Raw genomic sequence first — 25,050 nt, 5'->3', positions numbered from 1 at the left:
TCTTTTTTCGCCTCGTCAGAAAAATTCGTGGGCGGTTTCCGGGACAGGTAATGCTCCAAGCGCATGATATAAAGCGATTTCTGCCGCATGATAAGTCCTGAAGCCATATGCTTTTCTGGTGGTCAGTTTCGCTTTGTTATTGAAACCTTCGACAATGCCGCTCGAAAACTGCTTTTTTGCCCGGAACCAGTTCAGCAGCAGGGGCCGATGGTTTCTCAGCATGCGGGCCACCTTCTTCATCGGCTCAATCTTGGAACGCATCGTTTTCGTACACCACTTATCCAGGAACTCACCGGCCCAATAGGGCGACTGATACGACCAGAAGAGATGTGGAACCGGTCCAGGATGTGGAGTGCACCTCCCGCCTTCTTGGCGATCACCCTCAGGTAGGGCTTCCACATATCGCTGCAGATATAGCGCAAATCGGCGGTTCGTTCCTTGCCAAGCCACCGGAAGAATCCCAACAAAGTTTTGACCTTCCGTTTCTTGCCGATCCACAGCAACCGTTTACAGCCAACGTCGATCTGGTAAACCAGCGTGAGGTACTTGTGGCCCCTCTGCCATTGGATCTCATCGATACCAATAGCTTTAATGCCCGACAGGTCTCTATGTTCCCGGCCCCAGGTGACAGCCATCTCGACCGAGCAGAACACATGGTCCCAACTGGTGCGAAAGGCTTCAGCGACTTCCTTCCAGCTCAGGCGTTTGGCCCAGCTCGCCAGAAACCAGGCATAGGCCTCGGTCAGGCGATGTTTGCCTTCGGCCCAAGGCATCCGCTCCACCACGATGCCACAGCTTGGACAGTCGACGCGGCGTGGCGCATAGAGAAAAAACACCTTAATACCCCACACCGGAATAAACTCAAATCTTCGAACCGGCAGTGTGTCGTAACCCGGCCTGCGCCGGCCGCACCTCGAGCACTCCGGCCGCCCATTACCGCGAGGGTGGAGTTCGGCCTCGATTGTCGGCACCTCCGTGCCATCTACCCAACGGATGGCGCCGTACACAAAATATTTGAATTTCTGGACTCGATTAAGGATAGTCTTGACTTGCATCCTCGCTCCTTTTTTCTGATTGACGGTTGGTCGTACTTCCATCATCTCAGAGTTAGTACCTTACCACTGAAATCTTGGACAAGAATGCCAAGAAATTCTCATGCCCTGTCAGCACAGAGTGCAGGGAGAACACAATATTCACGCATCTTGAGTGATGCAGCCAGGACGCGACGCCCAAACTTTGTAAGGTAATACTTGTAGCGACGTCCCACTTTCTTGATCAGTCCGTGGGTTCGTAACCGTTTGAGTAGATAGGATGATTGACTGGGTGATAGATCGGGCATAGAGGCCCGCAGATCGGCGGCACGGAAGCCACTGATTGACCATTCGCCCCGCCCGATGGCGAGGAAGAGATGATAGTCCTTTTTCTGGAACAGATTGAAGCCACGGAATGAACGGCCCTGGTCCCTGGCGGGGCTGGACATTTTATCGATGTCCTTGAGTCCGGCGTCAGGATTGTCGATTGCCGCCATATAGGCGAGATAGCGCTCATTGGCGGCGTTCATCAGCTTGCGCAGATCGCGCAGGCTGTAGATATTTTTGCGTAGCGGTGCCAGTTTCCACTGTTGCCAGCCGTCACGTTGTTCCACCCAGCGGTGGATTTTGAAGAATGAGGCATCGTTGGTGGTGCATTCCACACGCGCCATGATGCCGGCTTTATCGTAGAGTTTGATGCTGGCCGGCCCCATCTGGTGGCGGATGCGTGTACCCTGGATACGGGTGCTGAAATCGTTACCGACCTCCCCTTGATAGGTGCTGGCGAGTTTACGGCCAAGGAAGGTGGCCACATTGTCGGCTTTAATGGCCTGTACCGCCGTGCGGGTGATGGACTCGTAGAGCGGCTGGAATTCGGCCTGCTGGTGGAAGATGACATCGGTGGCGAACTCCACCTGCATCAAGCTCCAGTGGTAACCGGAGCGAAAGCGCTGAGCTACCGGGCAGAACTGTTTGGCCCATCGATTCAGTCGTCGGTGAAGCTGTTTGGCATCCAGCCGGTCGGCAAGCGTCTGAGCCTGCTCGGGATCGGCAATGGACAGAAAGGCATTGTCCGCCATCGCGAAGGGAATGCCGGCTTTTTCCAGTCTGCGCGCCAGCCAGTGATGGCCGTTGAAGTAGACTTGCAGGCGGAACGGCGCCCAGGTGGGCACCCGCACGTAACAGAGTCCAAAGGCCTCATCGATGAAGTAGAAGTAGTAATGCAGGCATTTCCCTGACGTGGGTTTGAGCAGGGTATGGCCTGTGTTCTTGTCATGCCAGGGGCGATAAGCGGTGCAGGATTCCATGGCGGAGAAGATGTGGACCAGCCCGGGATGACCGCCGCGTTCCGCAATGATGGCCTTGATACGGTCTTCTTTGCGAAAGGCCTTGTGGCGCCGGATGAACTCGATCTCAATGCCGGCCTCGATGGCGAGTTGCTCGGCATGGTGGCGCAACTCATCGCGCAGGGGTTCTGCCCACCGGGGGTAGTCGAACAGTCGGATCTTATGGTAACTGAGGTAGCTCGCCATAGCGCCGGCATAACCGATATCAGGAAGGGTTCCGGTGATGACAACCCGGTCAAAACAGGAGAGCACACCGGCGATCTTGTTCTGGTGACGTTCAACGAACGGATTCATGGCCTGTCCCTCTTGTCCTGGATGGTGCTGTGGATAAGGATAGGCGATCCGAGATATTTTGGTTCCGGCTATGCCGGGTTAGGGAGCAGGATGCGCTTCCCCTAATAAAATCTAAATTTGCATCCCTGGAGTGCTAGTTATCTACGTTTTTACCCACAAATTTTCCTGAAGAGCCCTTTTTTCGTGTTGCCGGCGGATTTCCCCGATGCCGGGCGAGATGCTCCTCGAATTCCTCCAGCAACGGGCAGAACGGTGATGCTGTTTTCGGCGCGGGCTCCCATGGCGGGGTCGGACAGTCCATTGCCTCCAAGGCGAGGGCCCAGGCCCGCAAGGCGCTGCGTGCGCCCTCGAAGGCCAGGCGGCGATCGATCCCGCGTTTGCTGGCATACCAGGTCGCAAAGGTGTCGACACCAGCCAAGGTGAGCTGCGAAACCTCCACGAGCTTCTGTGTGCGGCAGTAGGCTCTGAACCGTTGCGCCCAAAGCAGATACACACCGATCGTGCTCGATCGCAGACAGCGGTTCTGCCGCCAGATCCGCACCACCTGTGTACGTCGCGGCTGGGTGCTTGTCGGAATGGTCATGTGATCCGCTTCTCGCGCAACGCGTCAACAGACGCGATGATCGAAAAACTAACGGAGTCCGGGCGGCGGATCTGGCCCCTTATCGTGTTGGATTTGTCCGCCGTGATTGGCGCTTGCCTGAGGAGAGGCAAAACCAACCGGAGACGGCAGCACGCCGAGGTACATAGCGGCTATTTCCCGCACCTCGGGAAGGACCCATTCCACACCGAGCCACTGTCGAAGCGCGCTGACAGTGGGCTGACAACCGCAGAGGCATTCCGGGATGAGATCGAACAAGATCCGGAGCGCGGTATGTACCCGCTGGACGCGGCGCCGCGTCCAGCGAATTGCCGCTGGGAGCGAGATGTCGTCTGTGCGCAGGCTGTCGGCAGCCGCTTCCAGGCTCCTGGCTTGCTCGACTTCTATGACCACCCGCTCCAGGTCGCTGACCGATCCGGGCAGCCGCGAGGCCAAGCAATCCGCCAGCAGACTGAATGTGCGGTGACCTTCGGGGCAATACCAGCGAGGAATGCGGGTGCCAGGCGGTTCAACGCGCCCATAGGTGCCGTGCCGGGCAAAGGAGCACCCGCCATCTGGATGCAGCGGACAGCGTTCCAGAGCGGCATCCCGCCATGCTTGATGCGTGACGTATTCACGACTGCTGAGGGTGGTCTTGAATCGTAATTGCATCGCACAACGCAGGTCCCTTCAAACGTCACTTATTCTGACCACTCCCGGCAGCGGATATTCATCGGCGAGCAGCTGCTGGGGCTTTCCACAGCACCTTTTTTATCTGGAGCAAAAACCTCCCGCCGCGCTTTCACGCCACGGCTGCCAAGCACTGACTCCGGATAAAACGGGACGCGGGATAATGGTCCTTATCTCGAGATCCAGATAAGGACCATGCGCGGCGAAAGTTTGTCGAAGCCGCCAAGGCTGCGCCGGCGACCCGAAAAAGCGACAAGGTCAGCAAGGCGGACGTGGCCATTGGCAAGATCCGCAAGCTGTATCGTATCGAGGTCCGTATCAAGGATCTGCCCCCAGAGCAGAGGACCGCGCAACGGCAACAGCTCAGCCAGCCCGTGCTCGATGATCTGGAGACGTGGTTAAAGGCCAACATCAGTCGCGTGCCGAAAGACAGCCTGACGGCCAAGGCCATGGCGTACACCCTCAACCAGTGGGACCTGCTGGTCGGTTACTGCGCCGATGGCCGGCTGCATATCAGCAATGCCCTGGCGGAAAACGCCATCCGGCCGTTTGCGGTTGGCCGGCGTTATGTAAGCCTCTCGATTATGCAAGGTTCGCCGCGCGTTGCCACCTTAACGGCTTGATTTTACTAACCGGTCACCTTCCTTCGGTGCTGAGTTGTCGTGCATAAGCAGCGGTGCTTTCCTTCGAGGTTCATCCGTCATGAAGGAGTGCCGCCATGTCCCTCTCGTTCTCATCTCGGTTATCGCGCGCCACCCGAGGGTGGTTCGCCGGTACGGTTCTGGATTCTCATGCGGAGCCCTACGTGGCCTGGCTGGAGGCACGCGGCTACGCCCCAGGCACTATCGACCGCTATCTGCGGGCCGTTGCCCATTTCGCCCATTGGTCCGCACCGCGACTGAATGCCATCGGGGAGATCGACGAGGAGCTGGTCCGTCGCTTCGTTGACGACCATCTGCCCCAATGCCGATGCGCGCCGTGCTGCGTTCGGTCGAGAGCGGATGTCCGCGCAGCATTGGTCCAGCTGCTCGCCCAGCTCCGGACCGAAGGACTGAGCGCCGAGAGCGCCCTGGCCATCCCCGCAGCGATCGAGGCTGAGCTCCAAGCCTTCGACACCTATCTCGCCGATGTCCGAGGCCTGCAGGCGGTGACCCGATACCAGGGTCAGCTGAAGCACGTTTATCACTTCCTCCTCGCGCACTTCGTCCAGGGTGCCCTTCAGATGGCAACGCTCGCCCCGGACGACATTGCGCGGTTCGTGACGGAGCACACCGCGGGCTGGAAGCCCACCTCGGTCAAGCAGGTCTGCATCGCGCTGCGGAGCTACCTGCGCTTCAAGGCTGTCCAGGGTATGGACACTGCGTCCCTCGCCGGCGCAGTGCCCCACGTGGCGCAGTGGCGGCTGAGCCAGCTGCCACGGGGGCTCTCGCGGCAGGAGGTGGAGCAGCTCCTCGGGGCCTTCGATCGCCGCACCGCGAACGGGCGCCGGGACTATGCCATTGCCCGCTGCTACGTGGATCTCGGGCTGCGAACTGCCGAGATCGGGCGGCTGCAGCTCGACGACCTAGACTGGCAGCAGGGCCAGATCCGGATCCGCTCGAAGGGCAGACGCACCGACGTGTTGCCATTGCCGCCGACGACCGCTCGAGCCATCGTGGCCTACCTGCGTTCCGGGCGTCGCGCGACGCCACGCCGCGACCTGTTCCTGCGCCATCGCCCACCCCTCGAGAGACCGGTGACGCCCACCACCATCCGGGGGGCGATCCGCAACGCGGCCCGGCGATGTGGACTAGCCACGCGACTCCCCGGGCCCCATGTGCTGCGCCACACCATCGCCTGTCGGCTCGTCCAGAGCGGTGCCTCGTTCAAGGCCATCGCCGATCTGCTGCGCCATCGTAGCCTCGACACGACCATGATTTACGCCAAAGTCGACCTCGAAGGGTTGAAGAAGGTGGCGCTGCCCTGGCCGGGGAGACGGCCATGAACGCGCCCGTCACCATGCGGGCCAGAGTGGAGCGCTACCTGGCCGAGCGCCGCCACGCGGGCTACGCGCTCCGCATCGAAGGCCAGCAGCTGCTGCGCTTCGCCGAGTTCGCCGAGCAGTGCGGCCATCAGGGGCCGTTGACCCTGGACCTCGCCGTGCGCTGGGCCACGGCCTCACCCCGGCCAAGCCCCCTGACCGCACCCCGGCGTCTCGAGGTCCTGCGCGGGCTCGCGCGCTTCTGGCAGCATCTCGAGCCCGGCACTCAGGTGCCGCCACGGCGGCTTCTCGGCCGCGGCCACCGCCGCCTGACGCCACATATCTACACCGAGGGCGAGATCCGCGCGCTGCTCAATGCCACCAAGAAGTTGCACCCTCCGGGTAGCCTGCGGGCCCTGTGTTGCCGGGCAATCTTTGGGCTCATCGCCGCCACCGGCCTGCGGCTCTCGGAGGCCACAGGACTCACCCGTGAGGATGTGGATCTCGCGCAAGGGGTGCTGCTGATCCGGCACACCAAGTTCGGCAAGTCCCGCTGGGTACCCCTGCATCCCACCACGACCCGGGTTCTGCGGCGCTATGCGCAGATCCGGGACCGCGACCCGCGAGCCGCCCCCAGCGAGGCCTTCTTCGTCGGTGATGCCGGGCGTCCAGCCCGGCCCCGAAATATCGAGTACGCCTTCGCCCAGCTGCGCCGACGGCTCCAGTGGACCGCCCGCGGCGGTCATCCGGCACCGCGCATTCAGGACCTGCGGCATCATGCCGACAACCGGATTATGCCGAATCGCGCTGCTGGAAAGCGGCTGGCGGCGCTCGGGCGGTGCCTCGAGTCGGCATAATCACAGGCTCTCGAGGAATGCCAGCAGCTGGTCGTCGGGGCGGTAGCGAGCCGGTTCGATCCCTCGGGGCGTGGTGCGAGACAGCGCCTGCTCCTTCAGGCGGAGGTCTGCATGGAGATACATCTGTGTCGTTTCCACGGACTCATGTCCCAGCCAGAGGGCAATCACCGATCGATCGATACCGTGCTGCAAAAGGTCCATCGCGGCGCTGTGCCTCAGGACATGGGCGGTCACTTTTTTGCGGCGCAGGGAGGGACAGCTTTGCTCGGCTATCTTGGCATGTTTTGCGACCAGGCGTTCGATCGCATCCCGGCTGAGTGGCCCGCCGCGGCTGCTGGGAAAGACTGGCTCTTGAGGCAAGCCGTTACGCTCTTGCAGCCAACTGCCCAACATGGCCGCAACTTCCTCACTCAGTGGTGTTGCGCGTTGTTTTCTGCCTTTTCCTAGGCATGTCACATGGGCCCCGGTTTCCAGAACGACGTCCTGACAGCGAAGTCCGATCAGTTCAGAAACCCGCAGTCCTGTCTGAACGGCCACGGTCAGGAAGGTTCGATCCCGGCGGCCGATCCACGTGGAGGGGTCTGGAGCGGCGATCAATGCATCGATCTCATCGCGGTGGAGAAACTCGATCAGCCGGCGCTCATGGCGTTTGTTCGGCATGGCCAGGACGCGCTGGCAAAGCAGCGCATGGGCGGGCTCCTCCAAAGCGACATATTGAAAGAACGAATGGATTGCAGCCAGGCGGGCGTTGCGGGTGCGCGCGCTGTTTCCCCGCTCCTGTTCGAGATGATCGAGGAACTGCCCGATGAAGGACGCATCGAGATCCTCGAGCCGCAGTTTCGAGGGCGCTGTGCCGAGGCGTTCTGCTGCGTAACGCAGAAGAAGACGGAAGGCATCACGGTATCCAGCGATGGTGTGTCCGCTGGCGCAGCGTTGCCGAAATAGGCGCTCCGTGAAAAAGGATTGAAGCATGGCGGGAAAGCTGTTGGCGATCATGAGCGGACCTCCTCGGCCTTCTCCATCAGGCGCTTGGTGGCCAACTGGAGGAGTTCCGGGACGGCCTCGAGATACCAGTAGGTCTCATTCACGTGAACGTGGCCAAGATAGGTGGCAAGCTTGGGTAACTCGTGCTCGACATCGACCCCCGCGCGGTACCATTGCAGTAACGTGCGGGCCGCAAATCGGTGGCGCATGTCATGAATCCGCGGTCCGCGCCCGTGACCCTTCGCGGCGCCGCGCAGGCCGATCCGTTGGGAGAGTTTCGCGAAGGTGTAACGCGCGCTCCACTCCGTGATGCGTCGACCACGCTCGGAGAGAAAGAATGCCGGTGTTTCCGGGCGGGGAAACACACGCGTTCTTTGCGTGTCGTAGCTTTCCAGCGCATCGCGGGTTGAGCGATGGACTGGCACCAACCGTGACTTGCCGAACTTCGTGCGTCGTATGGTAAGGATTCCTTGCTCCAAATCGACATCCACACGATCGAGCATGAGTGCTTCGCTTACGCGCATGCCCGTGACGGAAAGCAGGCCGAACAGCGTCAAGTAGCTGCGGGCTTTCAGGCCATTGGCGGAAGGCAGCCCTGCGGCGGCGCCAAGGAGCCGCTCGATCTCCTCATCGGTGTAAATGTAAGGAGGGTTACGGTGGTAGCGGTAAGGCAAGAGGCCATCCGGTGGGATCTCGGTGCGCGGATCGGTCACGCTGCGCCAGCGGGCGAAGCGACGCACCACTCCCAGGCGCCCCGCCCATGTGGCTAGCTGCGCGTCGCGGGGTTGTTCGGCCCAGCGAATCGCCAACGCTCGGGTAATATAGGTCGCCTCGTTGGCTTCCAGAAAGGAGACAAAGTTATGTAGCAAGCTCGCCGGTATCCGCAGGCCAAATCCCAGGCTCCGGCGCACGGCAAGATACTCCTCCAAAGCGTCACGTAGCTGGTTCATTGCCCACCCCCTATGTCCGGCCACGGTGGGGCAAGGGAGCGGAGACCGGAGAGGTCGACTTTGGCGTAAATCTCCGTGGTGTTCGGGGAGCGATGTCGGAGCACTTGGCCGATCTCGCTCATGGATGCACCCCCTCGGAGCATCTCCGTCGCCAGGGTGTGGCGGAGTAGGTGGGCGCCCTTGGCAGGCGGTTGGAGACTGGCGCGTTCCAGAGCGCGCCGAACAATGGTCGAGACGGTTGATGGCCCGGCGAAGCCCGAATGGGGTGCCTTCATGCGAACGAAGACCCGGCGCGAGCGGGTCTCGGGACGATCCCGACGCAAGTAGGCAGCCATCGCCTCTCCCGGTTCGGTGAGCAACGGTAAGCGCTCATGCACGAAGCCTTTCCCGCGAATCATCACTTCGCCGGCTCGCCAATTGATGTCATCGATTTCGAGGGCGACGACCTCGCCGGCACGTAGTCCAAGGCGGGCGAGGAGGACCAGGACCGCATAGTCGCGTCTCCCTGTCGCTGTCGTGCGATCGCAGCCATCCAACAGGCGTTGGATCTCCTCCGCGGTCAGGAATTTGGGAACGGACGACAAGCGCCAATCCGCGACGGCCGGCACACAAGCGGCCAGATCGATCTGGGTCTTCGCCTCGCGCAACAAGAATCGAAAGAACGAGCGCAGTGCCGTGACTAGAAGCTGCGCTCTTTTTGCGCCTTGGCAGCGAGCGTGGGTAAGGACGTAGGTGGAGATGTCCGATCCCGTCAGCTCCTCGATACGCAAGGGGCCGTCGCCGAAATGATGGACCAGAAAACCATGGGCAGCGGGCCGGTAGTTCAACACCGTCGCCGTGGTCAGGCCGCGTTCGGTTCGCAGATAGCGCTCGTACCGGCGCTCGAGCTCGGCCAGCGGCGAGGTGTCACAAACCGGCTCAGGAAACGGAATGACCCCCTGACTCTGCAGATACGCAACAAACCTTAGGGTGGTCGGCCTTTGACCTCGCTGCAGCTGTCCCAGGCGCTGCAACTCCTTCAGGAACCGATCGACAATGTGCTCGCTGAGCTGCTCAGCTGTGAGCTGCTCCTCTTGCAGCCACCAACCAAATTCGACGACCCAGAGAAGCTTCAATCGGACTGTCGACGAAGCGTAGGCTTCCTCGACCAGTGAGGTCGAGAACGAATCGAGGTGTTCCCGCAGCGGGTTACTGTGTAAGCGCTCGAGGAAATCGCCCTGTTTTAAGAACTCTTTGAGCATGTCTCTTCTCCTTCCTGACCCTATTGTCAGTCCGGAGAGATGACCGGATTATGCCGCGTCTGAAAACCGTGCTATGGCCGTAACTAGGCAAAACTAGGAGAGAAAAAAGCAAAGGATTGCCGATCACTCGGCATAATCCGGTTGTCGGCATGATGACGCTTATGCCGCGCGCGGCATAAGCGTCATCATTTTGCCATCTCGACGGTGGTGCGATGGTATCGGGAAAAGCAAGACGTGGAGCGGCGGCTACCCGTACTGTCGGCCTTCCTTGGTCATGTCGAAGTCCGGGATACCTATTGGTATCTGTCGGCCTGTCCCGAGCTAATGGAGGCGGCCAAGGACCGGCTGGAAAATCGCTGGGAGGACGTATCGTGAAGCCGCAAACATCTTTCGCCAGCATGTTGACCCGCTTTTTCACCCAGCGGCTGATGCAACAACGACAAGTCAGTCCCCACACCATCCACTCTTACCGCGATACCTTTCGCTTGCTGCTGCGGTTCGCCAAGACGCGTCTTGGCAAAGAGCCGTCCCAACTGGCCTGGGAGGAGATCGACGCGCCGCTTGTTGGCATTTTTCTCGACGATCTTCAGGCGCAGCGTGGGATTGGGGCGCGCACCCGCAATTTGCGCCTGACAGCTATCCGTTCTCTGTTCGGTTACGCTGCCTTCGAACTGCCGGAGCATGCCGAGCAGATCCAGCGGGTCTTGGCGATTCCGGCCCAACGCTGTACGCACGAGCAGGTCCATTACCTGCCCCGGCCGGAAATCGACGCTCTACTCGCCGCCCCGGACCCATCCACTTGGTCTGGCCGGCGTGATCACGCTTGGATCTTGCTGGCGGTACAAACCGGGTTGCGGTTGTCCGAACTGACCGCACTGGCGCGCGAGGATACCCATCTCGGCAGCGGTGCCTATGTGCATGTGCTGGGCAAGGGCCGAAAGGAACGCGCCGTTCCACTCGCCCGTCAGACGGTGGCGGTACTCCAGGCCTGGTTGGCAGAACCGGCAGTGGGCGAAGGGCGGATCCTCTTTCCCAACCGCCGCGGTACTCGCCTGAGTAACGACGGACTCCAGTATCTGCTGGCCAAGCATGTTGCAACCGCCCGTGAAACCTGTCCGTCACTTCGTGGCAAACGAGTGTCTCCACACCTTCTGCGACATACCGCCGCCATGGAATTGTTGCAGGCGGGCGTCGACACAACTGTGATCGCCCTGTGGCTGGGCCATGAGTCGGTGCAGACCACGCACATTTATCTGGAGGCCGACTTGGCGATGAAGGAAAGAGTCCTTGCCAAGACCACACCGCACGAGGGCTCCCACGGGATCTACAAACCCGATGATGCCTTGGTCGCCTTCCTCAAGGCGCTTTGACGCAATAGCGACTATGCCGAGTTATCGACTCGCATGGCTTACCCGAGACCTTAAGTTGAGGGTCACCACGAGGGACAAGAGGAAAAACTCGGCATAGTCTGAAACTCGGCATAGTGGGGCCTATGCCGAACTCGGCATAGGCCCCAGTCGATCTGTCCCTGGTCGCCGGGCAGGGTCTTCAGGCGCAGAAAGGCCTCGGGCCGGGGGCGTGGCCGGTAACAGGCGAGCTGATGGCGGAAGTGGTCGGGGCCGCCGGGGTAGCCCCGTTCACGCACCATGCCGTAGAGGCGGCTGGCGGTGAGCGTGGGGAACTGGGCCAGGGTGTCGGTGATGAACGGCAGATAAGGATCGATCATCGACGGCTGCGCAGCCCGCTCGACCTTCGGCATGCCGGCCTGGGAGAGCACCCGATTGACGACGTTGTGGTGTACGCCCAACTGGCTGGCAATGGTGCCCACCCGCCACTTCTCGACGTAGTGATAGCGCAGGATCTGCGCCTCTTGTTCTTTGCTGATGGCCAATGCGTTTCTCCTCATCTCGTGGCCGGCCGGCTCAAGGGGGCTGAGCCCGGGCGCCTGGTGGCCCCTGTCGGGTGACTGTTCCAAGCGCAGCAGCGGCGGTGGCGCGATGAAGCGGGCCGGTACGCAGGAAAGGTCCGCACTCACGGCCGCAGAAGTGGCAGCGAATGGGCGCCATCATCGGCGCGCCATCCGCACCGCGGCGGCCAGCCGGCCTCGCCGGAACGGGGGGTAGTGGATCATGAGGGGCGGGGCCGGGGAACCCTGATGCGTCACTTTCTGCCTTCTCGCCCGGTAGCGGCGTTGCCGCTCGGCATGCTTGTGCCGGCCCTGGCGGCTCTGCTGGTAGCGCCAGCCGGCGGCCCGCAGAGACGCGCTTCGTGCCGCCTGCGCACACCCTTCAGGGCAATAGATGTTGCCGCGGTCACAGCCACTGCAAATCATCACCTGACGATGACAACGGGCGCAGTTGTACAGGCGTGCAGAGTTCTCCATCGGCGATCCAGGCCGATGAGGACTTGATTGTCAGGGGAAAACGAGAAGGGTGCGGCTCTTTTAGAACGACTCATTCCGCCCAAACCATGGCTTGTGTTTCCGGCCCGTGGAAGCGCTGAAGGTGGTTTCTTTTCCACTCCTGCTTCTTGTGGAATGCCTGATACCTATCCCAGTCGCCACTGGCGCGGATCGCACGAAGCCGAAGGATGCCCTCCGCGGTTTTTAGCGACCAACGCGCCCCCGTTATTTCGAACCGATCAGCAATCAGATGGCGGCACGCGCCTTCGATCACGCCGGTTGCTATCGGGTAACCCTGTTGCATGAACTGGTCGTAACGCAACATCGCAGTATGGTTGGTCAAGTAATTCGCCACTGTCGCGATGACCTCTTGCTTCTTCGCTGACAGCGCGCAGCGCTTGGCCTTGATCCTTATCCCGGCCGCCACTGGGCCGGAACGTCCTTCAAGGATGGCTTGCGCCTTCTCCAACACCCAGTGCTCGGCCGCCTGCGCCTGCTCCTTATCTTTGCTGTCAAAGAAGCACCAGGTCGCGCGCCACAGGTATTCCAGGACATGGATGAAGTCCAGGATCAGCGGGACCTTAATGGCGTGTCGCTTGAACACCCGCTTGATTACCTTGATTTGGTCCTTGTGCCCGTCAACCAGCATCACCCAAGGCCGCTCGCGTTTCGGATCCCGGCGCAGGGATTCCTCCACAATTTGCTCCGTGACCCGCTCCATGTCTGCTTCGATCGAGGCCCATACTCGCTTGTTCTGCGCCTTCGGCGCGTCCTTGCGTGAAGGCTTACCGTCCTCCCCCTGTCTCCCTATCACGTCCACCGCTGAGCGAACGTGGGGCGCCACATCATAGACCGTGGCTACCGTCGCCATGCGCTTGCGGTTGCGTTTCTCCCCCGTGCTCAGACGCGTACACAGCGTATGGTGCTCCTGCTGTGCCGCTTTGCGTGTGGCCTCGCGCAGATCCTCATGACGTAGCGCGATCCCCTTGCCATCCTGGCTCATCACCAGCACGGTGCCCGGCACCTGTACCGGCGTGATGGCGCGCTGGGCGTAGAATGCCTCGAAATCCGTGCTCACCTCCGACACCAGCTCTTGTGCCTGGCGCTTCGGTATCTTGCCCTCTATCAAAGTGGACAGTCCTTCAAGCGAGGCATCGAATGCGTTCTGACACACGGCCAGACTGATACATGCCCTCAGACCGTAGGTGTACTTCCTCTTCGGCATATTGAGGGCTTCATCCAGCGGAAAAAGACACTTACCCTGGGGGTGGCTGTAACCCTTTCTGCGATAGATGACTTCGCCAAACATACTCTCTATCTGGCGCTCGCAGCCTTCCCGGTAATAGGTGCGCACGACGTTGTCATGGCCCGTCACGGCTTCCCGCTTCACCTCTTCATTCGAGCGCACATCAAGCCCCGCCTGATACAGCAGCCGGCACAGCTCCTGCCCTTCCTGGTGGATCATGCTTTCCAGTTCGTCATGGCGCTGATTGGACGCTTCAGGCGACCGCAAACGGCTGATCACTCGCTCTAGCTGATCCCTCGTTGCGGTGAATTCATCGAATGTGGTCGGCTCGACTTTCGTATATGCTTTTTGCACAGGGTGTCTCCAATGGGGGGGGAGTTGGCCTCAAACTGCTTGTCTCCCCGTTGGTTACACCCTGTATTTTCTCCATGAAATATGCAACTACTTGTTTCTATTGGCCGATCAACTCGTTCTATAAGATCTGCACCCAAACGAGAAATAGTGTGCGGGCACGTGCTCTGCACGGCCCGGGGTGCGATACCGGGATCGACCGCCAAGTCAATTAGACCCGGTATCGCACCTGTCTCAACGGCCCCTCTTCATCTACCCGATTCCGGCACTCCTGTCACCGGTTGCTCGCGGCCGCCCGCCAGACGGCTCAGCGACTGGTTGGCCTGGCAATCAATCCTTCGCCAGATATGCGCGGGTTTTTACAGCCATCTACAGTTGGGCCCGTCACCTGCTGAAGCAAGTCGCCGGGGCTCGCCGGGCGGCCTGATTACTCGCCCTGCGGAAAACCGCGCGCCCGGCTGACGGGGTTTTCTGCCGACGCCCTGCGGCCGCAGACTTAGCATTGTACCCGTCCATATCAAGTTCTGACGGGAGACACACCATGCACCGACTACTCACCGACCGACAGCTACGCGAGAAACTCGGCGGATGCTCCAGCATGACCCTCTGGCGCATGCGCCGAGACGGCAAACTGCCCAAGCCGAGGAAGCTCGGCAAGAAGAACGTCACGCCTGAGGACGAAGCGGACGCCGCAATCGCCGCGTTGATTGGACTGTGAGGGCGGACTCGTACCGAGGGTCGAGCTTTCGATACTTTTTTCTTTTCAGAGTGTTGCAAAGGCCTCGTGTCCAGATCATGTCTATCCAGCAGCGGTTTGCGGCCCAGGATCGATATCATGTTCCAGAGAGAGCCAGAATTGTTCGGCGCGATGACATGACAAGCCGTCCTTGCGAAACCTCCTTTCGGACACATTAGAGTGGGCCTGGTGCGGCAGTCTGAGTTCTCCCGATGTTTGCAACGGAGAACCAAGGCCATGCCCCATGAGGATAGTTTCACGGCCGAGAAACTGGAGGCGCAGCTCGCAGAGCACTACGGTCCGCTGCTCACCCAGCCTCGGCTCGCCGAGCTCCTTGGCCGTAGCGCCGGCGGGCTGCGCTGCAGTCTGTGCACGCCAAGGAATGCGCGCACCCGAGCACTGAAGGCCTGTGGCCGCAAGATCGGCCGGCGGGTCTATTATCCAGCCCTCGAGGTAGCGCTAATCATCAGCGGCGCCGAAGACCCATGGGCCAGACCATCCGCCGCGCCGCGCGCCGCCATCGCTTCGTCATCGTCGACCAGGCCGCGGTGGAGGACACCCGTCTCTCCTGGGCCGCACGCGGCCTGCTCGCCTACCTGCTGTCGCGGCCGGACGACTGGAAGGTATTAGTCAACGATCTCAAAAAGCGCGGCAATCTTGGTCGGGACGGTATCTATGCGCTGCTGCGTGAGCTGCGGGAAGCAGGTTACGTGGCCTTCGAACGCAATCGCGACGCGCAGGGCCGCATGCGCGGCGGCACCTACATCGTCTCCGAAATACCGCATCCGGCTTTGCCGGATATGGACACGCCGGTTCCGGCTGCACCGCGTCCGGTGAGCGCGGGCGCATTACCCAAGACTGATGGAAAGAAAAGAACCACTACTACAACAAGACCGACAGACACCTACCCCCTGGCAGACGCCAAACGGGAAGCCCACCAACTGCAATTCCCGGAGTGGCTACCGGCCGAGATGCGCGCGCCAGCCACGCGACTCGTCGCCAGCCTCGACCGTCCCGACGCCCAGCTCGTCATAGACGAGTGGGCTGGCGCGCTGGTCGCCGGCGCGATCCAGCGCTCGCCACTCGGTTACCTCAAGACGCTGGCAGTACGCTGCCAAGCCGGCGACATGAGCCTGCAATATGCAGGCGTCACGTTGCCGTTGTCGTAGTCGTCGCGAACGCGATGTCGCACTATTACAGTGTAATAATTGGCCGACCTCCGAGCCGGATCGCCGAAAACGAACGAAGCCGCGCATGTCACTAGCGAGCGAAGCGGGGTAGTGACATGGGCGGCAACCCCAACAACCGCGCGGCGTGCCGGCCGATTTTCCGCGTGACGCGCGAATGACGCGTTCACAGAATGACCCCAACGCAACCGATTTACCCGCGGCCACTGCGGCAAAGTGGCAAACCCGTGTGCAACAACCTCAAGGAGGTGAATCGACAAGCAACCCACTGGCTCGCAGGAGCCAGCAAGCGCCGACCGCCGTTCCCACCGGAACGCCCGGCGCGGCCTGAAACCAGGCCAGACTGAAGTGGGACTAGTGCCCTGCGACACATACCGTCGCCTCGCGAAGCGAGGTCCGGCCCGACAACGCTGCAGCGTTACCGGGGTGTCAGAAACACTTACCAGACAGCGAAGCACTGACGAACGACGAGCGAAACGCAGCGAGGCTGGACGGAACCCGGCGGCGGCCAGGAGTATTTGATCCAGGCGAGGGATCTGGCGCGGCAAGACTTGCACGTCTGTGCCTTGCTCCTGAGTATCCCCGAAGAGCTCGCCGCGCGCCTCGCGGATGTCACACCGGCTGGCCTTTCTCGCGTCGCGGCGTTCAAACCACCGCTGGTGTCCCCCAGGCTGGGCGACTGGTGGTGGGAGCGACTGCTTACAGCGTTGACCGACGGCGATGGCGACGAACTCCAAGCAGTCCTCGAGCACGCCGGCCTGCTCACAGCCGACTAGCCCATACGCATTCCCGGCAGCCAGCGACCATCATGGGCACAGGAATGGATTCCATCGTTGCCCACGGTCCGGAACGGCTCATCAACGCCCGACTCGCCGCCGATCCGGCCTGGAAGAAGACGGTGGCGGTCCTCGATGCGACCCGCCTCATCGAATTGGGGGTCCGGACTGGATTGGTCTGTCAGTTGACGAAGCTGGACAGGAAGACCGCGAATCGACTGTACCGGCAGATCTACGATCGACCCTCTCCGCCCGGGCAGTTCCCGTTCACCGACTCCTGGTTTCCGAAAAGCGAGCGACGCATGCTCCACGCCGCCATCGTCTGGCGTATTCACAAGCACCTGCGCGAAACCAGCGACCGGCCCGCCCGCATTCTGATCGACCTCTACGCGATCTACCGGCAGCTTATTCAGGAGGATCTGCTCGAGATCTGCCACGTCGCCTTCGTCCCTGCGGGCCGAGCTGCCGGAACAGCGGGCGCGGGACATCGAATCGGCCATCGTCGACATCGATGAGATCCTGGCGACGTTCACCGACCTGTTGTCCATCGCCGAGGCAGAGGTGGGCGTGCACGGCGCCACGTTCGAAGGCGTGGACGTGTCGGGGTTGACCGAGAACGTTGCCGAGCTGTACGCTGCGGCGGCGGAAGAGCGGGAGCTGCAGTTTCGATGAAGGGTGGAGCCGGGCATCCGCGCCCGGGGCAAATCCAGTCTGTTGTCCCAGGCCCTCCGCAACCTGCTGGAGAATGCCATCAAGTTCACGCCCTCCGGGGGACGCGTGAGCGTCGATCTGGCCTCATGTGAGGCAGGCTTTGTGGTCAGCGTCGCCGACACCGGCCCGGGCATTGCGGAGGCTGACCGGGAGCGTGTGCTGCAGCGGTTCGAGCGACTCGATGCCGCGCGCTCGACCCCGGGCAGGGGCCTGGGCCTGAGTGTGGTGAGCGCCATTGCGGCGCCACATGGCGCCGAACTGGTTCTGTCCGACAACGCGCCGGAGCTGCGGGTGAGTCTGCGCTTCGCGTGATGCCACCGACCCACCAGCGGCCGGTGCGTTGTAGACTTTAAGTGTGCGTCGTGGAAGGCCACGCCCAGGGTGGTGCGGCTGCCCTCCAGGACCCGGCTCACGCCATGGCGCGGCGGAGCTGTCAGTGCACCACCGGGTTTCCTTCGGCGTCGATGCGCCGTACCTCGCCCAGTTCCAGCGCCTCTACCGCGCTGGCGATCTCCGTCCAGTCGCCGATCACCACCCAGGTGATGCGGTTCGGGTGGAACTGCTCGGTGGCGATGCCGGCGTGTACATCGAGCGTCCCGACGGCTCGCTGCGCTTCCGCTGGGTGAGGGCCCCGATCAGCACCGAGTTGGCCGGGCTTACCCAGACCCTGGCGCGGCGCATCGGCCGCTACTTCGAGCGCCAAGGCTTGTTGGAACGCGATGCGGAGAACAGCTACTTTGCTGGCGACGTGCTCGAATCCCGTCCGATGGAACAGTTCCTGGGTTCGTCGATCACCTACCGCATCGCCGGTGGGCCACAGCAGGGTCGCAAGGTGTTCACGATACAGACGCTGCCGGCGTGTGACGAGCCCTTCGATGCCGGGATCGGCAAGGTGGGGGGGGGTTCCCCCTGCACGCCGGTGTGGCGGCGCGGGCGGATCAACGGCAGAAGCTCGAGCGGCTGTGTCGCTACATCAGCCGGCCGGCCATCTCGGAAAAGCGCCTGTCGCTGACGCCGAACGGCAACGTCCGGTACAAGTTGAAGACGCCGTACCGAGACGGCACCACGCACGTCATCTTCGAGCCACTAGACTTCATTGCCCGGCTGGCAGCCTTGGTGCCGAAACCGCGGGTCAACCTGACGTGCCCCCTAGTGTCAGCATGTCAGAACTCCCTTTCCGGAGTCATCGACGCCAGCCGAATGGCGCGCCACGAGGGCCTTAGCGCGGGTTGAGCTTTCGCTAATAGAAGAAGCGTTGGCATTTAGGAGCCCACTTCCTAAGCTTCTTCCCCCGAGCGAATTAGGTCTCCAGTAGGCTCCATCTGGGCGGGCACGTTCCCCAGGTTGCGCGGGACCGGGTAGGCCTGTAGCCAGTCGTCGGGACAGGGCCTGACAAGCTCACGGGCCTCGTCGACCTCGCCGAACATCCAGGTGTCCCCCAGCTGCGGGTTGAGAATGACTGGCATGCGGTAGGGGTTCTTGCCGGTGTTGTGGAGCGGCCTCATGAACTGGTTGGCGTCGGTTGTGATGATCCCCACCGTGGCCCCTTCATTCGTCCCGTCCTTCGACGTCCAGGGGTTCCAGAGGCCGGCGAAAAGAAACGGGTGCAGATCTTATAGAACGAGTTGATCGGCCAATAGAAACAAGTAGTTGCATATTTCATGGAGAAAATACAGGGTGTAACCAACGGGGAGACAAGCAGTTTGAGGCCAACTCCCCCCCCATTGGAGACACCCTGTGCAAAAAGCATATACGAAAGTCGAGCCGACCACATTCGATGAATTCACCGCAACGAGGGATCAGCTAGAGCGAGTGATCAGCCGTTTGCGGTCGCCTGAAGCGTCCAATCAGCGCCATGACGAACTGGAAAGCATGATCCACCAGGAAGGGCAGGAGCTGTGCCGGCTGCTGTATCAGGCGGGGCTTGATGTGCGCTCGAATGAAGAGGTGAAGCGGGAAGCCGTGACGGGCCATGACAACGTCGTGCGCACCTATTACCGGGAAGGCTGCGAGCGCCAGATAGAGAGTATGTTTGGCGAAGTCATCTATCGCAGAAAGGGTTACAGCCACCCCCAGGGTGAGTGTCTTTTTCCGCTGGATGAAGCCCTCAATATGCCGAAGAGGAAGTACACCTACGGTCTGAGGGCATGTATCAGTCTGGCCGTGTGTCAGAACGCATTCGATGCCTCGCTTGAAGGACTGTCCACTTTGATAGAGGGCAAGATACCGAAGCGTCAGGCACAAGAGCTGGTGTCGGAGGTGAGCACGGATTTCGAGGCATTCTACGCCCAGCGCGCCATCACGCCGGTACAGTTGCCGGGCACCGTGCTGGTGATGAGCCAGGATGGCAAGGGGATCGCGCTACGTCATGAGGATCTGCGCGAGGCCACACGCAAAGCGGCACAGCAGGAGCACCATACGCTGTGTACGCGTCTGAGCACGGGGAGAAACGCAACCGCAAGCGCATGGCGACGGTAGCCACGGTCTATGATGTGGCGCCCCACGTTCGCTCAGCGGTGGACGTGATAGGGAGACAGGGGGAGGACGGTAAGCCTTCACGCAAGGACGCGCCGAAGGCGCAGAACAAGCGAGTATGGGCCTCGATCGAAGCAGACATGGAGCGGGTCACGGAGCAAATTGTGGAGGAATCCCTGCGCCGGGATCCGAAACGCGAGCGGCCTTGGGTGATGCTGGTTGACGGGCACAAGGACCAAATCAAGGTAATCAAGCGGGTGTTCAAGCGACACGCCATTAAGGTCCCGCTGATCCTGGACTTCATCCATGTCCTGGAATACCTGTGGCGCGCGACCTGGTGCTTCTTTGACAGCAAAGATAAGGAGCAGGCGCAGGCGGCCGAGCACTGGGTGTTGGAGAAGGCGCAAGCCATCCTTGAAGGACGTTCCGGCCCAGTGGCGGCCGGGATAAGGATCAAGGCCAAGCGCTGCGCGCTGTCAGCGAAGAAGCAAGAGGTCATCGCGACAGTGGCGAATTACTTGACCAACCATACTGCGATGTTGCGTTACGACCAGTTCATGCAACAGGGTTACCCGATAGCAACCGGCGTGATCGAAGGCGCGTGCCGCCATCTGATTGCTGATCGGTTCGAAATAACGGGGGCGCGTTGGTCGCTAAAAACCGCGGAGGGCATCCTTCGGCTTCGTGCGATCCGCGCCAGTGGCGACTGGGATAGGTATCAGGCATTCCACAAGAAGCAGGAGTGGAAAAGAAACCACCTTCAGCGCTTCCACGGGCCGGAAACACAAGCCATGGTTTGGGCGGAATGAGTCGTTCTAAAAGAGCCGCACCCAAAAGAAACATGCCCCCGTCCGCCGGGCGGATGCAGTGCCGCTGCTTCTCGCCGCTGACCTCAGGCCACTCGTAAAAGCCGGCGGCCGGCAGCACACAGCGCCTCGACTTGAAGGGCGCGGCGTACATCCGGCTCTCCTCGAGGCGCTCGCCGCGGAGATTCCAAGTGGGCATGCGCCAGGCTTTCTTGTCGGACTTGGGCGGGAGCAGGGTCCAGTACATCTGCTCCAGTGCTCGCTCACCGTCCGCGGTGCCTCGCGCCACCGGCACCAGGCTCGTGATGCGGACATCATAGCTCTGTTGCCACCATGGGGGCACGTGGCCCACGTAGCCCTCGATAGCACGCTGGTCCGGGGTGATGTAGCGAGTGCACATTCATATAGCGTAGCATCCGGCCTTGAGTATTCGCACAGCCAACCGGGGCGCACGCCTTCTATGCGGCGACAGGCAAGGAGCCGCTGCCCCGGAAAGCTGCGGCCGCCTCAGATGCGGTAATGCCTTGCAACCGCCAGTGACTCGGTCCCGCCGATATCGAGATAGTGAGACGTTGACGAGACTGAGTTCTGGCCTAGCAAGTTGCGAACGACCTCGATGTTCTTGGTCTCCTGGTACACCCGGGCGGCAAGTGTTCGCCGGAGGCTATGAGTACTGTACGCATCGGGGTTCAGGCCGATGGATGCGACCCAGGCCTTGACGCGCTTCCGATACTGCGCGGTGCCAATGGGCGGACCGTGGTTGTCGTTCCTACCCGTGAAGAGGAAGTCCGAGGCGGATTTTGCGCTGAAGGCCACCCAGGCCTCCAGGGCCGCCCTCGTATAGGGGCCAACTTCTACCTGGGCGATGTGCCCCGTCTTACGCTGCCGAATGACGAGGGCCGTCCTCACGTGCCATGCTTCATCCATCACGTCCCCCACCCTGAGGGCGAGCAAGTCGGAGGATCGCAGCATAGAGTCCAGCGCCAAGGAGAACAGCGCGAGATCACGTCTCGCGAAGTTGCGTTCGAGACACCGGCGAATACGCCAAATCTGGTAGTGCTTGAGGGGGGCCTTCGGGCCGACGAGGCGGCCCTTGTTCCAAGGGGTCGATGTGGTCTGCATGAGTGCGTCCTCCTGTAGAGATGCACTCATAAAGATAATCCTTGAATAAGTAAATGCTGAAGCTCCGCTGTCGGGAACACCGTTCCTGAACGCGCTCGCTTCTTCTTATTTGCGGAACCGGAAGCCTCACCGAGGTCATCGCGGCGCGACATTCAGCTGGCGTGGGCTCCTCATTAATCCTACATTGCGCTCTGACCGCCCCGGCCTCGCTTGGCTAGGGTCACTCGCGCACGGTCTGTGCTGTTGGGTGCAAACACCTCGTGACAAACTCACCGGGAGTTGATTTGGTGTGGCGGGACAGGATACTAATGTCCCGTCCCACAACAAACTTTCAATTCTCACGGCCCCGCACCAGGGCATGTAGCGTTCTCTCCAAATTCTTGAACATTGTTACGGGGCAGGACACTAGCAGTCCTCGTCATTGACCACCTGGTTGCCCAATTCGTCCATGAGCGGGGTTCCTAATTTATCGGTCTTGATAGTACGGATAAACATCATGCGCTCGATGCGGTCGAACTGACCTTCCATAGCCGCATCAACGTCTGTTTCCCGAAGACCCGAGTAGATCATTACACGCCCCCGCTCTTCCATCCTGCGGACTTCTTCGGATGGCTCAAAAAGCATCTTTCGCTGCCAGGCCTCATCATCTGGCCGGACGGACTCAACCAATTCTACTCGCGACTCGGGTGTTCCGCCCGGCCCATGGGTTCCGGGCTCATCTGCCAACGCCACCCCGTGGAACCATGTGAACCCGGCCACCATCACGCCTACTGCCAAAGCATCAAGATTCTTCATAGTCAATTTCCCTTTTTTCCTTTGCGTCTACCCAGGGCCCCTTCCTTCAGCAGAAGTCGCGTCCGCGTGAGGGCATCGCGGACCTTCGTGTAGCTGTGCGGTACTTACCTGCGCTTCCGTGCCCACCCGCTGGCCCCCTAAATGCTTACCCGTTTCCAAGATAATGCCCTGCCTTACAAGTACTCACTCTACCTCCCGCTGTCAAGGAAATGGCTTAACCTGGAGCAAAGAGTTCGCTTTTTCTAAAAGCGAAACTGTCGGATTTCTTTACAGTGGTTCGAGCCCTCCAGGACCCGAATTCCTGGATTGGCGCGCTTTTTCTATTTCCGAGCCCCTCGTCTCAGGATGAGTATGTCCGCTTTCGACCCCGAGCAGTCCTTTAGAATGTGTTGATGGAGACCGCCGAACTTTTGGAACCGGCACCAGCAGCAGCGGCGTTTCCCAACACTGAAAAGACCACCAGTAACAAGCGTCACCTATGCTCAAGCATGTACTGCCGGACTGGCGCGTCCAGTCGGTCAATCTCAGCTTTCAGATCGATCTCAAGTTGATCTACGTCCAGGATCTCGGACTTTTCGGTGGACCACTCTTCCGGAGGTAAACGGCCAACTTGTTGCAGCAATGCTCTTTCACTGTCAGCAATACGGAGAGGTGGTGTTACGCGCTTTTCTTTTTCGGGCTTAAGCGCCTCTCGTGCATCCCATACGTTGTCTTGCATCTCAGCGAAACGAAGGCGGAACATGCCACTCACCTTGTTCAAAAAGACGTCTAATTCTACGCAAAATCGATCTTCTCTGATCCCGTGAACTCGTGCCTCCAGCAATTGGTCCTGGAATACGCGGTACTTAGTCATCATCTCCGCCCACCGCAAATTGATAAGCCAGCGCTTTCTCTTCAGCTCATTCTCAAGATCGTTCACACACTGCCTGTCGCCGTAGGCATCCCACTCGTCTTGCGACGATCCTGGCTCCGGAGTTGGCTCATGCTTTTCGTCGCAATCCTTATTGACCTCGTTAGGCCTCACTACCGGATATCGCAGGTCAACGATTGCATCGTGCAGTTGAAATAGCGAGCGACGATAGTTAAGTGCGACCTGATAATTCGTCTTCCCGGCCGTTTCCTCCCTCCAAACTCTTAGTTGTCTGAACGCGGCAATGGATGTGACAACCGCGACCAGCACGGCGAGGAACCCCGAGACGTCATCAAGTGACTTGAAAACTGCCTGAAGGCCACCAAGGACTTCATCCGCTGGATGCATGATCGTGAAAATCCCCGTTTCTATCGGTCGAGCGATGCTCTATGAATAGTCGCAAATCATTGCAGATACGCCTACCGAGCGCACATTTTTTCGTTTCACAACGCGCTGGAGAACGCGCATTGGCTGAGGTTGGCTCGTAAAGCACCGTCATAGTTGATGCTGACGCGCCGCGAATGTCTCTTCCTGGGCATTACGGTGACACCTTACAATTTACACGATTTTTTGTTGCCTCGGGTCCTTCTTCTCGGAAGGGGGCCGGCCCCGCTTGCCTGGGCGCAAAGGTCGACCAAGTCGCTTCTCGAGTTCGCCCAGTTCTCGGTCACCCATTAATGGTCGCCCTATGCTCTGACCCCGAGTAAGAGCGGCAACCCGTTCAGGATCCTCTGGTGTAAGGACTCCGGGTGACACTCTGGCGGATGCGGATCCTCCCCCGCTGCCGGAGGGCCTCCCGGGACACAGGGAGGCTCCTCTTCCACGCCGCCGCCGGGGCCGGTACGCGGGGCCATGGTTCAGACGAGTCGGCCACCATCCCAGCCGCATTTTCTGGACGGCGGCGCGGCTTACGCCCGCCATCGCCCCACCTGTCCGGCGGCCCTCGCCGGGTATAGGCGGTATAGACCACCTTTTCAGTGGCTCGTAGCGGGTACTCTTGCCTGATCGCCTCGGTACCTGCCGTCGGCAGGCCGCTCCGGCTCGCACCATCAACGTGCAGATCGGCGTCTCGCGCCCCGAAACCTTCCAACGGCGGCCTCGCCGGCGCGCTTCTCCCCCTTCCGATGGTCCTCTGGATAAGCGAGACCGTTGCCGCGCCGCTGACGGCACAGCCCAAACGAAATCCTCGTGGGGTTACCCCGTCTTGTCGAAGAACCCCGTTGCGGTGGCGTTCGGTACGGCGGCCGCCTGGCGCCTTCGGGTGACGGCGCTTTCGCCTCCAGGTGGGTGAGGATCTTCTCAATGACGTTGGGACCCTCGATGCAGGCAATGATCCGCACCGCCCCGCCACAGGCCGGGCATGTCGCAATATCTATCCCGAAGACTCGCTTCAGGCGCTACGTCCAAGTCATCGAGGCGCGGCGTTCGGCTGGCGTAGGCTCCCCCTCCGCCGGCGTGACGTGTTCGCCTCCTCTGCCCCGCCTAGCTGGTGTCACCCGCGCGCAGTATTGACTGTTCGGGGCAAACACCCCTTGACGGGTCAGCTTGACCCGCGGTTTCGGTACCAAGGCCGCCAACCGGTCAATAAAGTCGTGACTATG

At 60.9% G+C, this 25,050-nt stretch carries 21 protein-coding genes and 7 pseudogenes; 12 read left to right on the top strand and 16 right to left on the bottom strand.

All coding sequences use genetic code 11. The features are described from left to right. Positions 1-15: 15 nt before the first annotated feature. The 4 genes and pseudogenes from U5S82_17285 to U5S82_17270 all read right to left on the bottom strand — a co-directional run bounded on the left by U5S82_17285 (position 16) and on the right by U5S82_17270 (position 3,923). Positions 16-1,055: pseudogene (locus tag U5S82_17285) on the bottom strand (transposase). A gap of 98 nt (positions 1,056-1,153) precedes the next feature. Continuing rightward, positions 1,154-2,671 carry a MarR family transcriptional regulator gene (locus U5S82_17280; protein ID MDZ7753341.1) on the bottom strand — a complete coding sequence of 506 codons (1,518 nt, stop codon included), beginning with the start codon at positions 2,669-2,671 and terminating at the stop codon, positions 1,154-1,156. A 133-nt stretch (positions 2,672-2,804) separates the two neighbouring features. Next, positions 2,805-3,254, bottom strand: coding sequence for a hypothetical protein (locus U5S82_17275; protein ID MDZ7753340.1), 450 nt, complete (start codon positions 3,252-3,254; stop codon positions 2,805-2,807). A 48-nt stretch (positions 3,255-3,302) separates the two neighbouring features. Beyond that, positions 3,303-3,923: a hypothetical protein gene (locus U5S82_17270; GenBank protein ID MDZ7753339.1), complete on the bottom strand. Its 621-nt coding sequence runs from the start codon at positions 3,921-3,923 to the stop codon at positions 3,303-3,305. 224 nt (positions 3,924-4,147) lie between these two features. Here U5S82_17270 and U5S82_17265 point away from each other — a divergent pair. From U5S82_17265 to U5S82_17255, 3 genes and pseudogenes are all read left to right on the top strand, one after another. Beyond that, positions 4,148-4,564: pseudogene (locus tag U5S82_17265) on the top strand (transposase). A 95-nt stretch (positions 4,565-4,659) separates the two neighbouring features. After that, positions 4,660-5,925, top strand: a complete 1,266-nt coding sequence (locus U5S82_17260) for a site-specific integrase (protein ID MDZ7753338.1) — start codon at positions 4,660-4,662, stop codon at positions 5,923-5,925. Then, complete coding sequence (locus U5S82_17255; protein MDZ7753337.1) at positions 5,922-6,758, top strand: tyrosine-type recombinase/integrase; 837 nt, start codon at positions 5,922-5,924, stop codon at positions 6,756-6,758. The genes U5S82_17260 and U5S82_17255 overlap by 4 nt, the downstream gene beginning before the upstream one ends. Here U5S82_17255 and U5S82_17250 read toward each other — a convergent pair whose 3' ends face one another. Genes U5S82_17250 through U5S82_17240 form a run of 3 tightly spaced genes read right to left on the bottom strand, consistent with a single transcriptional unit; the run spans position 6,759 to position 9,933 of the window. Continuing rightward, positions 6,759-7,754 (bottom strand): site-specific integrase, encoded by a 996-nt coding sequence (locus tag U5S82_17250; GenBank protein ID MDZ7753336.1) that lies wholly within the window; start codon positions 7,752-7,754, stop codon positions 6,759-6,761. Next, positions 7,751-8,692 (bottom strand): tyrosine-type recombinase/integrase, encoded by a 942-nt coding sequence (locus U5S82_17245; protein ID MDZ7753335.1) that lies wholly within the window; start codon positions 8,690-8,692, stop codon positions 7,751-7,753. Before U5S82_17245 ends, U5S82_17250 begins: the two co-directional genes overlap by 4 nt. Then, complete coding sequence (locus U5S82_17240; GenBank protein MDZ7753334.1) at positions 8,689-9,933, bottom strand: site-specific integrase; 1,245 nt, start codon at positions 9,931-9,933, stop codon at positions 8,689-8,691. The genes U5S82_17245 and U5S82_17240 overlap by 4 nt, the downstream gene beginning before the upstream one ends. 180 nt (positions 9,934-10,113) lie before the next feature. Here U5S82_17240 and U5S82_17235 point away from each other — a divergent pair. Both U5S82_17235 and U5S82_17230 read left to right on the top strand, forming a co-directional pair. After that, positions 10,114-10,308 (top strand): annotated as a pseudogene (locus U5S82_17235) (integrase). Continuing rightward, positions 10,305-11,303: a site-specific integrase gene (locus tag U5S82_17230; GenBank protein MDZ7753333.1), complete on the top strand. Its 999-nt coding sequence runs from the start codon at positions 10,305-10,307 to the stop codon at positions 11,301-11,303. Before U5S82_17235 ends, U5S82_17230 begins: the two are co-directional and overlap by 4 nt. Before the next feature lie 140 nt (positions 11,304-11,443). On the opposite strand, the pseudogene U5S82_17225 reads toward U5S82_17230, so the two are convergent. The 3 genes and pseudogenes from U5S82_17225 to U5S82_17215 form a co-directional block, all read right to left on the bottom strand. Further along, positions 11,444-11,824 (bottom strand): annotated as a pseudogene (locus U5S82_17225) (IS21 family transposase). A gap of 174 nt (positions 11,825-11,998) precedes the next feature. Continuing rightward, a complete protein-coding gene (locus tag U5S82_17220) occupies positions 11,999-12,316 on the bottom strand; it encodes a hypothetical protein (GenBank protein MDZ7753332.1) in 318 nt (105 codons plus the stop codon). 70 nt (positions 12,317-12,386) lie between these two features. Beyond that, on the bottom strand, positions 12,387-13,934 hold the full coding sequence (locus U5S82_17215; GenBank protein ID MDZ7753331.1) for an ISKra4 family transposase: 1,548 nt from the start codon (positions 13,932-13,934) through the stop codon (positions 12,387-12,389). Between the two features lie 1,218 nt (positions 13,935-15,152). Between U5S82_17215 and U5S82_17210 the strand changes: the two genes are divergently transcribed. The 5 genes and pseudogenes from U5S82_17210 to U5S82_17190 all read left to right on the top strand — a co-directional run bounded on the left by U5S82_17210 (position 15,153) and on the right by U5S82_17190 (position 18,484). After that, a complete protein-coding gene (locus U5S82_17210) occupies positions 15,153-15,836 on the top strand; it encodes a hypothetical protein (GenBank protein MDZ7753330.1) in 684 nt (227 codons plus the stop codon). A gap of 838 nt (positions 15,837-16,674) precedes the next feature. After that, positions 16,675-17,145, top strand: coding sequence for a FlhC family transcriptional regulator (locus U5S82_17205; GenBank protein ID MDZ7753329.1), 471 nt, complete (start codon positions 16,675-16,677; stop codon positions 17,143-17,145). 25 nt (positions 17,146-17,170) lie between these two features. Continuing rightward, on the top strand, positions 17,171-17,302 hold the full coding sequence (locus U5S82_17200; protein ID MDZ7753328.1) for a hypothetical protein: 132 nt from the start codon (positions 17,171-17,173) through the stop codon (positions 17,300-17,302). 3 nt (positions 17,303-17,305) lie between these two features. Then, positions 17,306-17,653, top strand: coding sequence for an ATP-binding protein (locus U5S82_17195; GenBank protein ID MDZ7753327.1), 348 nt, complete (start codon positions 17,306-17,308; stop codon positions 17,651-17,653). 247 nt (positions 17,654-17,900) lie between these two features. Beyond that, positions 17,901-18,484: pseudogene (locus tag U5S82_17190) on the top strand (transposase). 134 nt (positions 18,485-18,618) lie between these two features. Here U5S82_17190 and U5S82_17185 read toward each other — a convergent pair. Beyond that, on the bottom strand, positions 18,619-18,951 hold the full coding sequence (locus tag U5S82_17185) for an SOS response-associated peptidase family protein (GenBank protein MDZ7753326.1): 333 nt from the start codon (positions 18,949-18,951) through the stop codon (positions 18,619-18,621). A gap of 127 nt (positions 18,952-19,078) precedes the next feature. On the opposite strand from U5S82_17185, the gene U5S82_17180 reads away from it, so the two are divergent. Then, positions 19,079-19,819 (top strand): hypothetical protein, encoded by a 741-nt coding sequence (locus tag U5S82_17180; protein MDZ7753325.1) that lies wholly within the window; start codon positions 19,079-19,081, stop codon positions 19,817-19,819. Beyond that, complete coding sequence (locus tag U5S82_17175) at positions 19,765-20,625, top strand: ISKra4 family transposase (GenBank protein MDZ7753324.1); 861 nt, start codon at positions 19,765-19,767, stop codon at positions 20,623-20,625. The genes U5S82_17180 and U5S82_17175 overlap by 55 nt, the downstream gene beginning before the upstream one ends. Positions 20,626-20,635: 10 nt before the next feature. Here the strand turns inward: U5S82_17175 and U5S82_17170 are convergent. From U5S82_17170 to U5S82_17150, 5 genes and pseudogenes are all read right to left on the bottom strand, one after another. Next, positions 20,636-21,022, bottom strand: a pseudogene (locus U5S82_17170) (SOS response-associated peptidase family protein). A gap of 107 nt (positions 21,023-21,129) precedes the next feature. After that, entirely contained in the window at positions 21,130-21,744 is a 615-nt protein-coding gene (locus tag U5S82_17165; GenBank protein MDZ7753323.1) for a tyrosine-type recombinase/integrase, read from the bottom strand. A gap of 405 nt (positions 21,745-22,149) precedes the next feature. Then, entirely contained in the window at positions 22,150-22,539 is a 390-nt protein-coding gene (locus U5S82_17160) for a hypothetical protein (protein MDZ7753322.1), read from the bottom strand. A gap of 472 nt (positions 22,540-23,011) precedes the next feature. Beyond that, the gene (locus U5S82_17155; GenBank protein ID MDZ7753321.1) at positions 23,012-23,797 is read right to left on the bottom strand and encodes a hypothetical protein; all 786 of its coding nucleotides are present in this window, start codon (positions 23,795-23,797) and stop codon (positions 23,012-23,014) included. Positions 23,798-24,711: 914 nt separating this feature from the next. Then, positions 24,712-25,041 (bottom strand): annotated as a pseudogene (locus tag U5S82_17150) (IS91 family transposase). Between the last annotated feature and the right edge of the window lie 9 nt (positions 25,042-25,050).

It is taken from the genome of Gammaproteobacteria bacterium, assembly GCA_034522055.1.
Taxonomy (GTDB): domain Bacteria; phylum Pseudomonadota; class Gammaproteobacteria; order JAABTG01; family JAABTG01; genus JAABTG01.
This window is presented reverse-complemented; position numbering and strand designations above follow the sequence as displayed.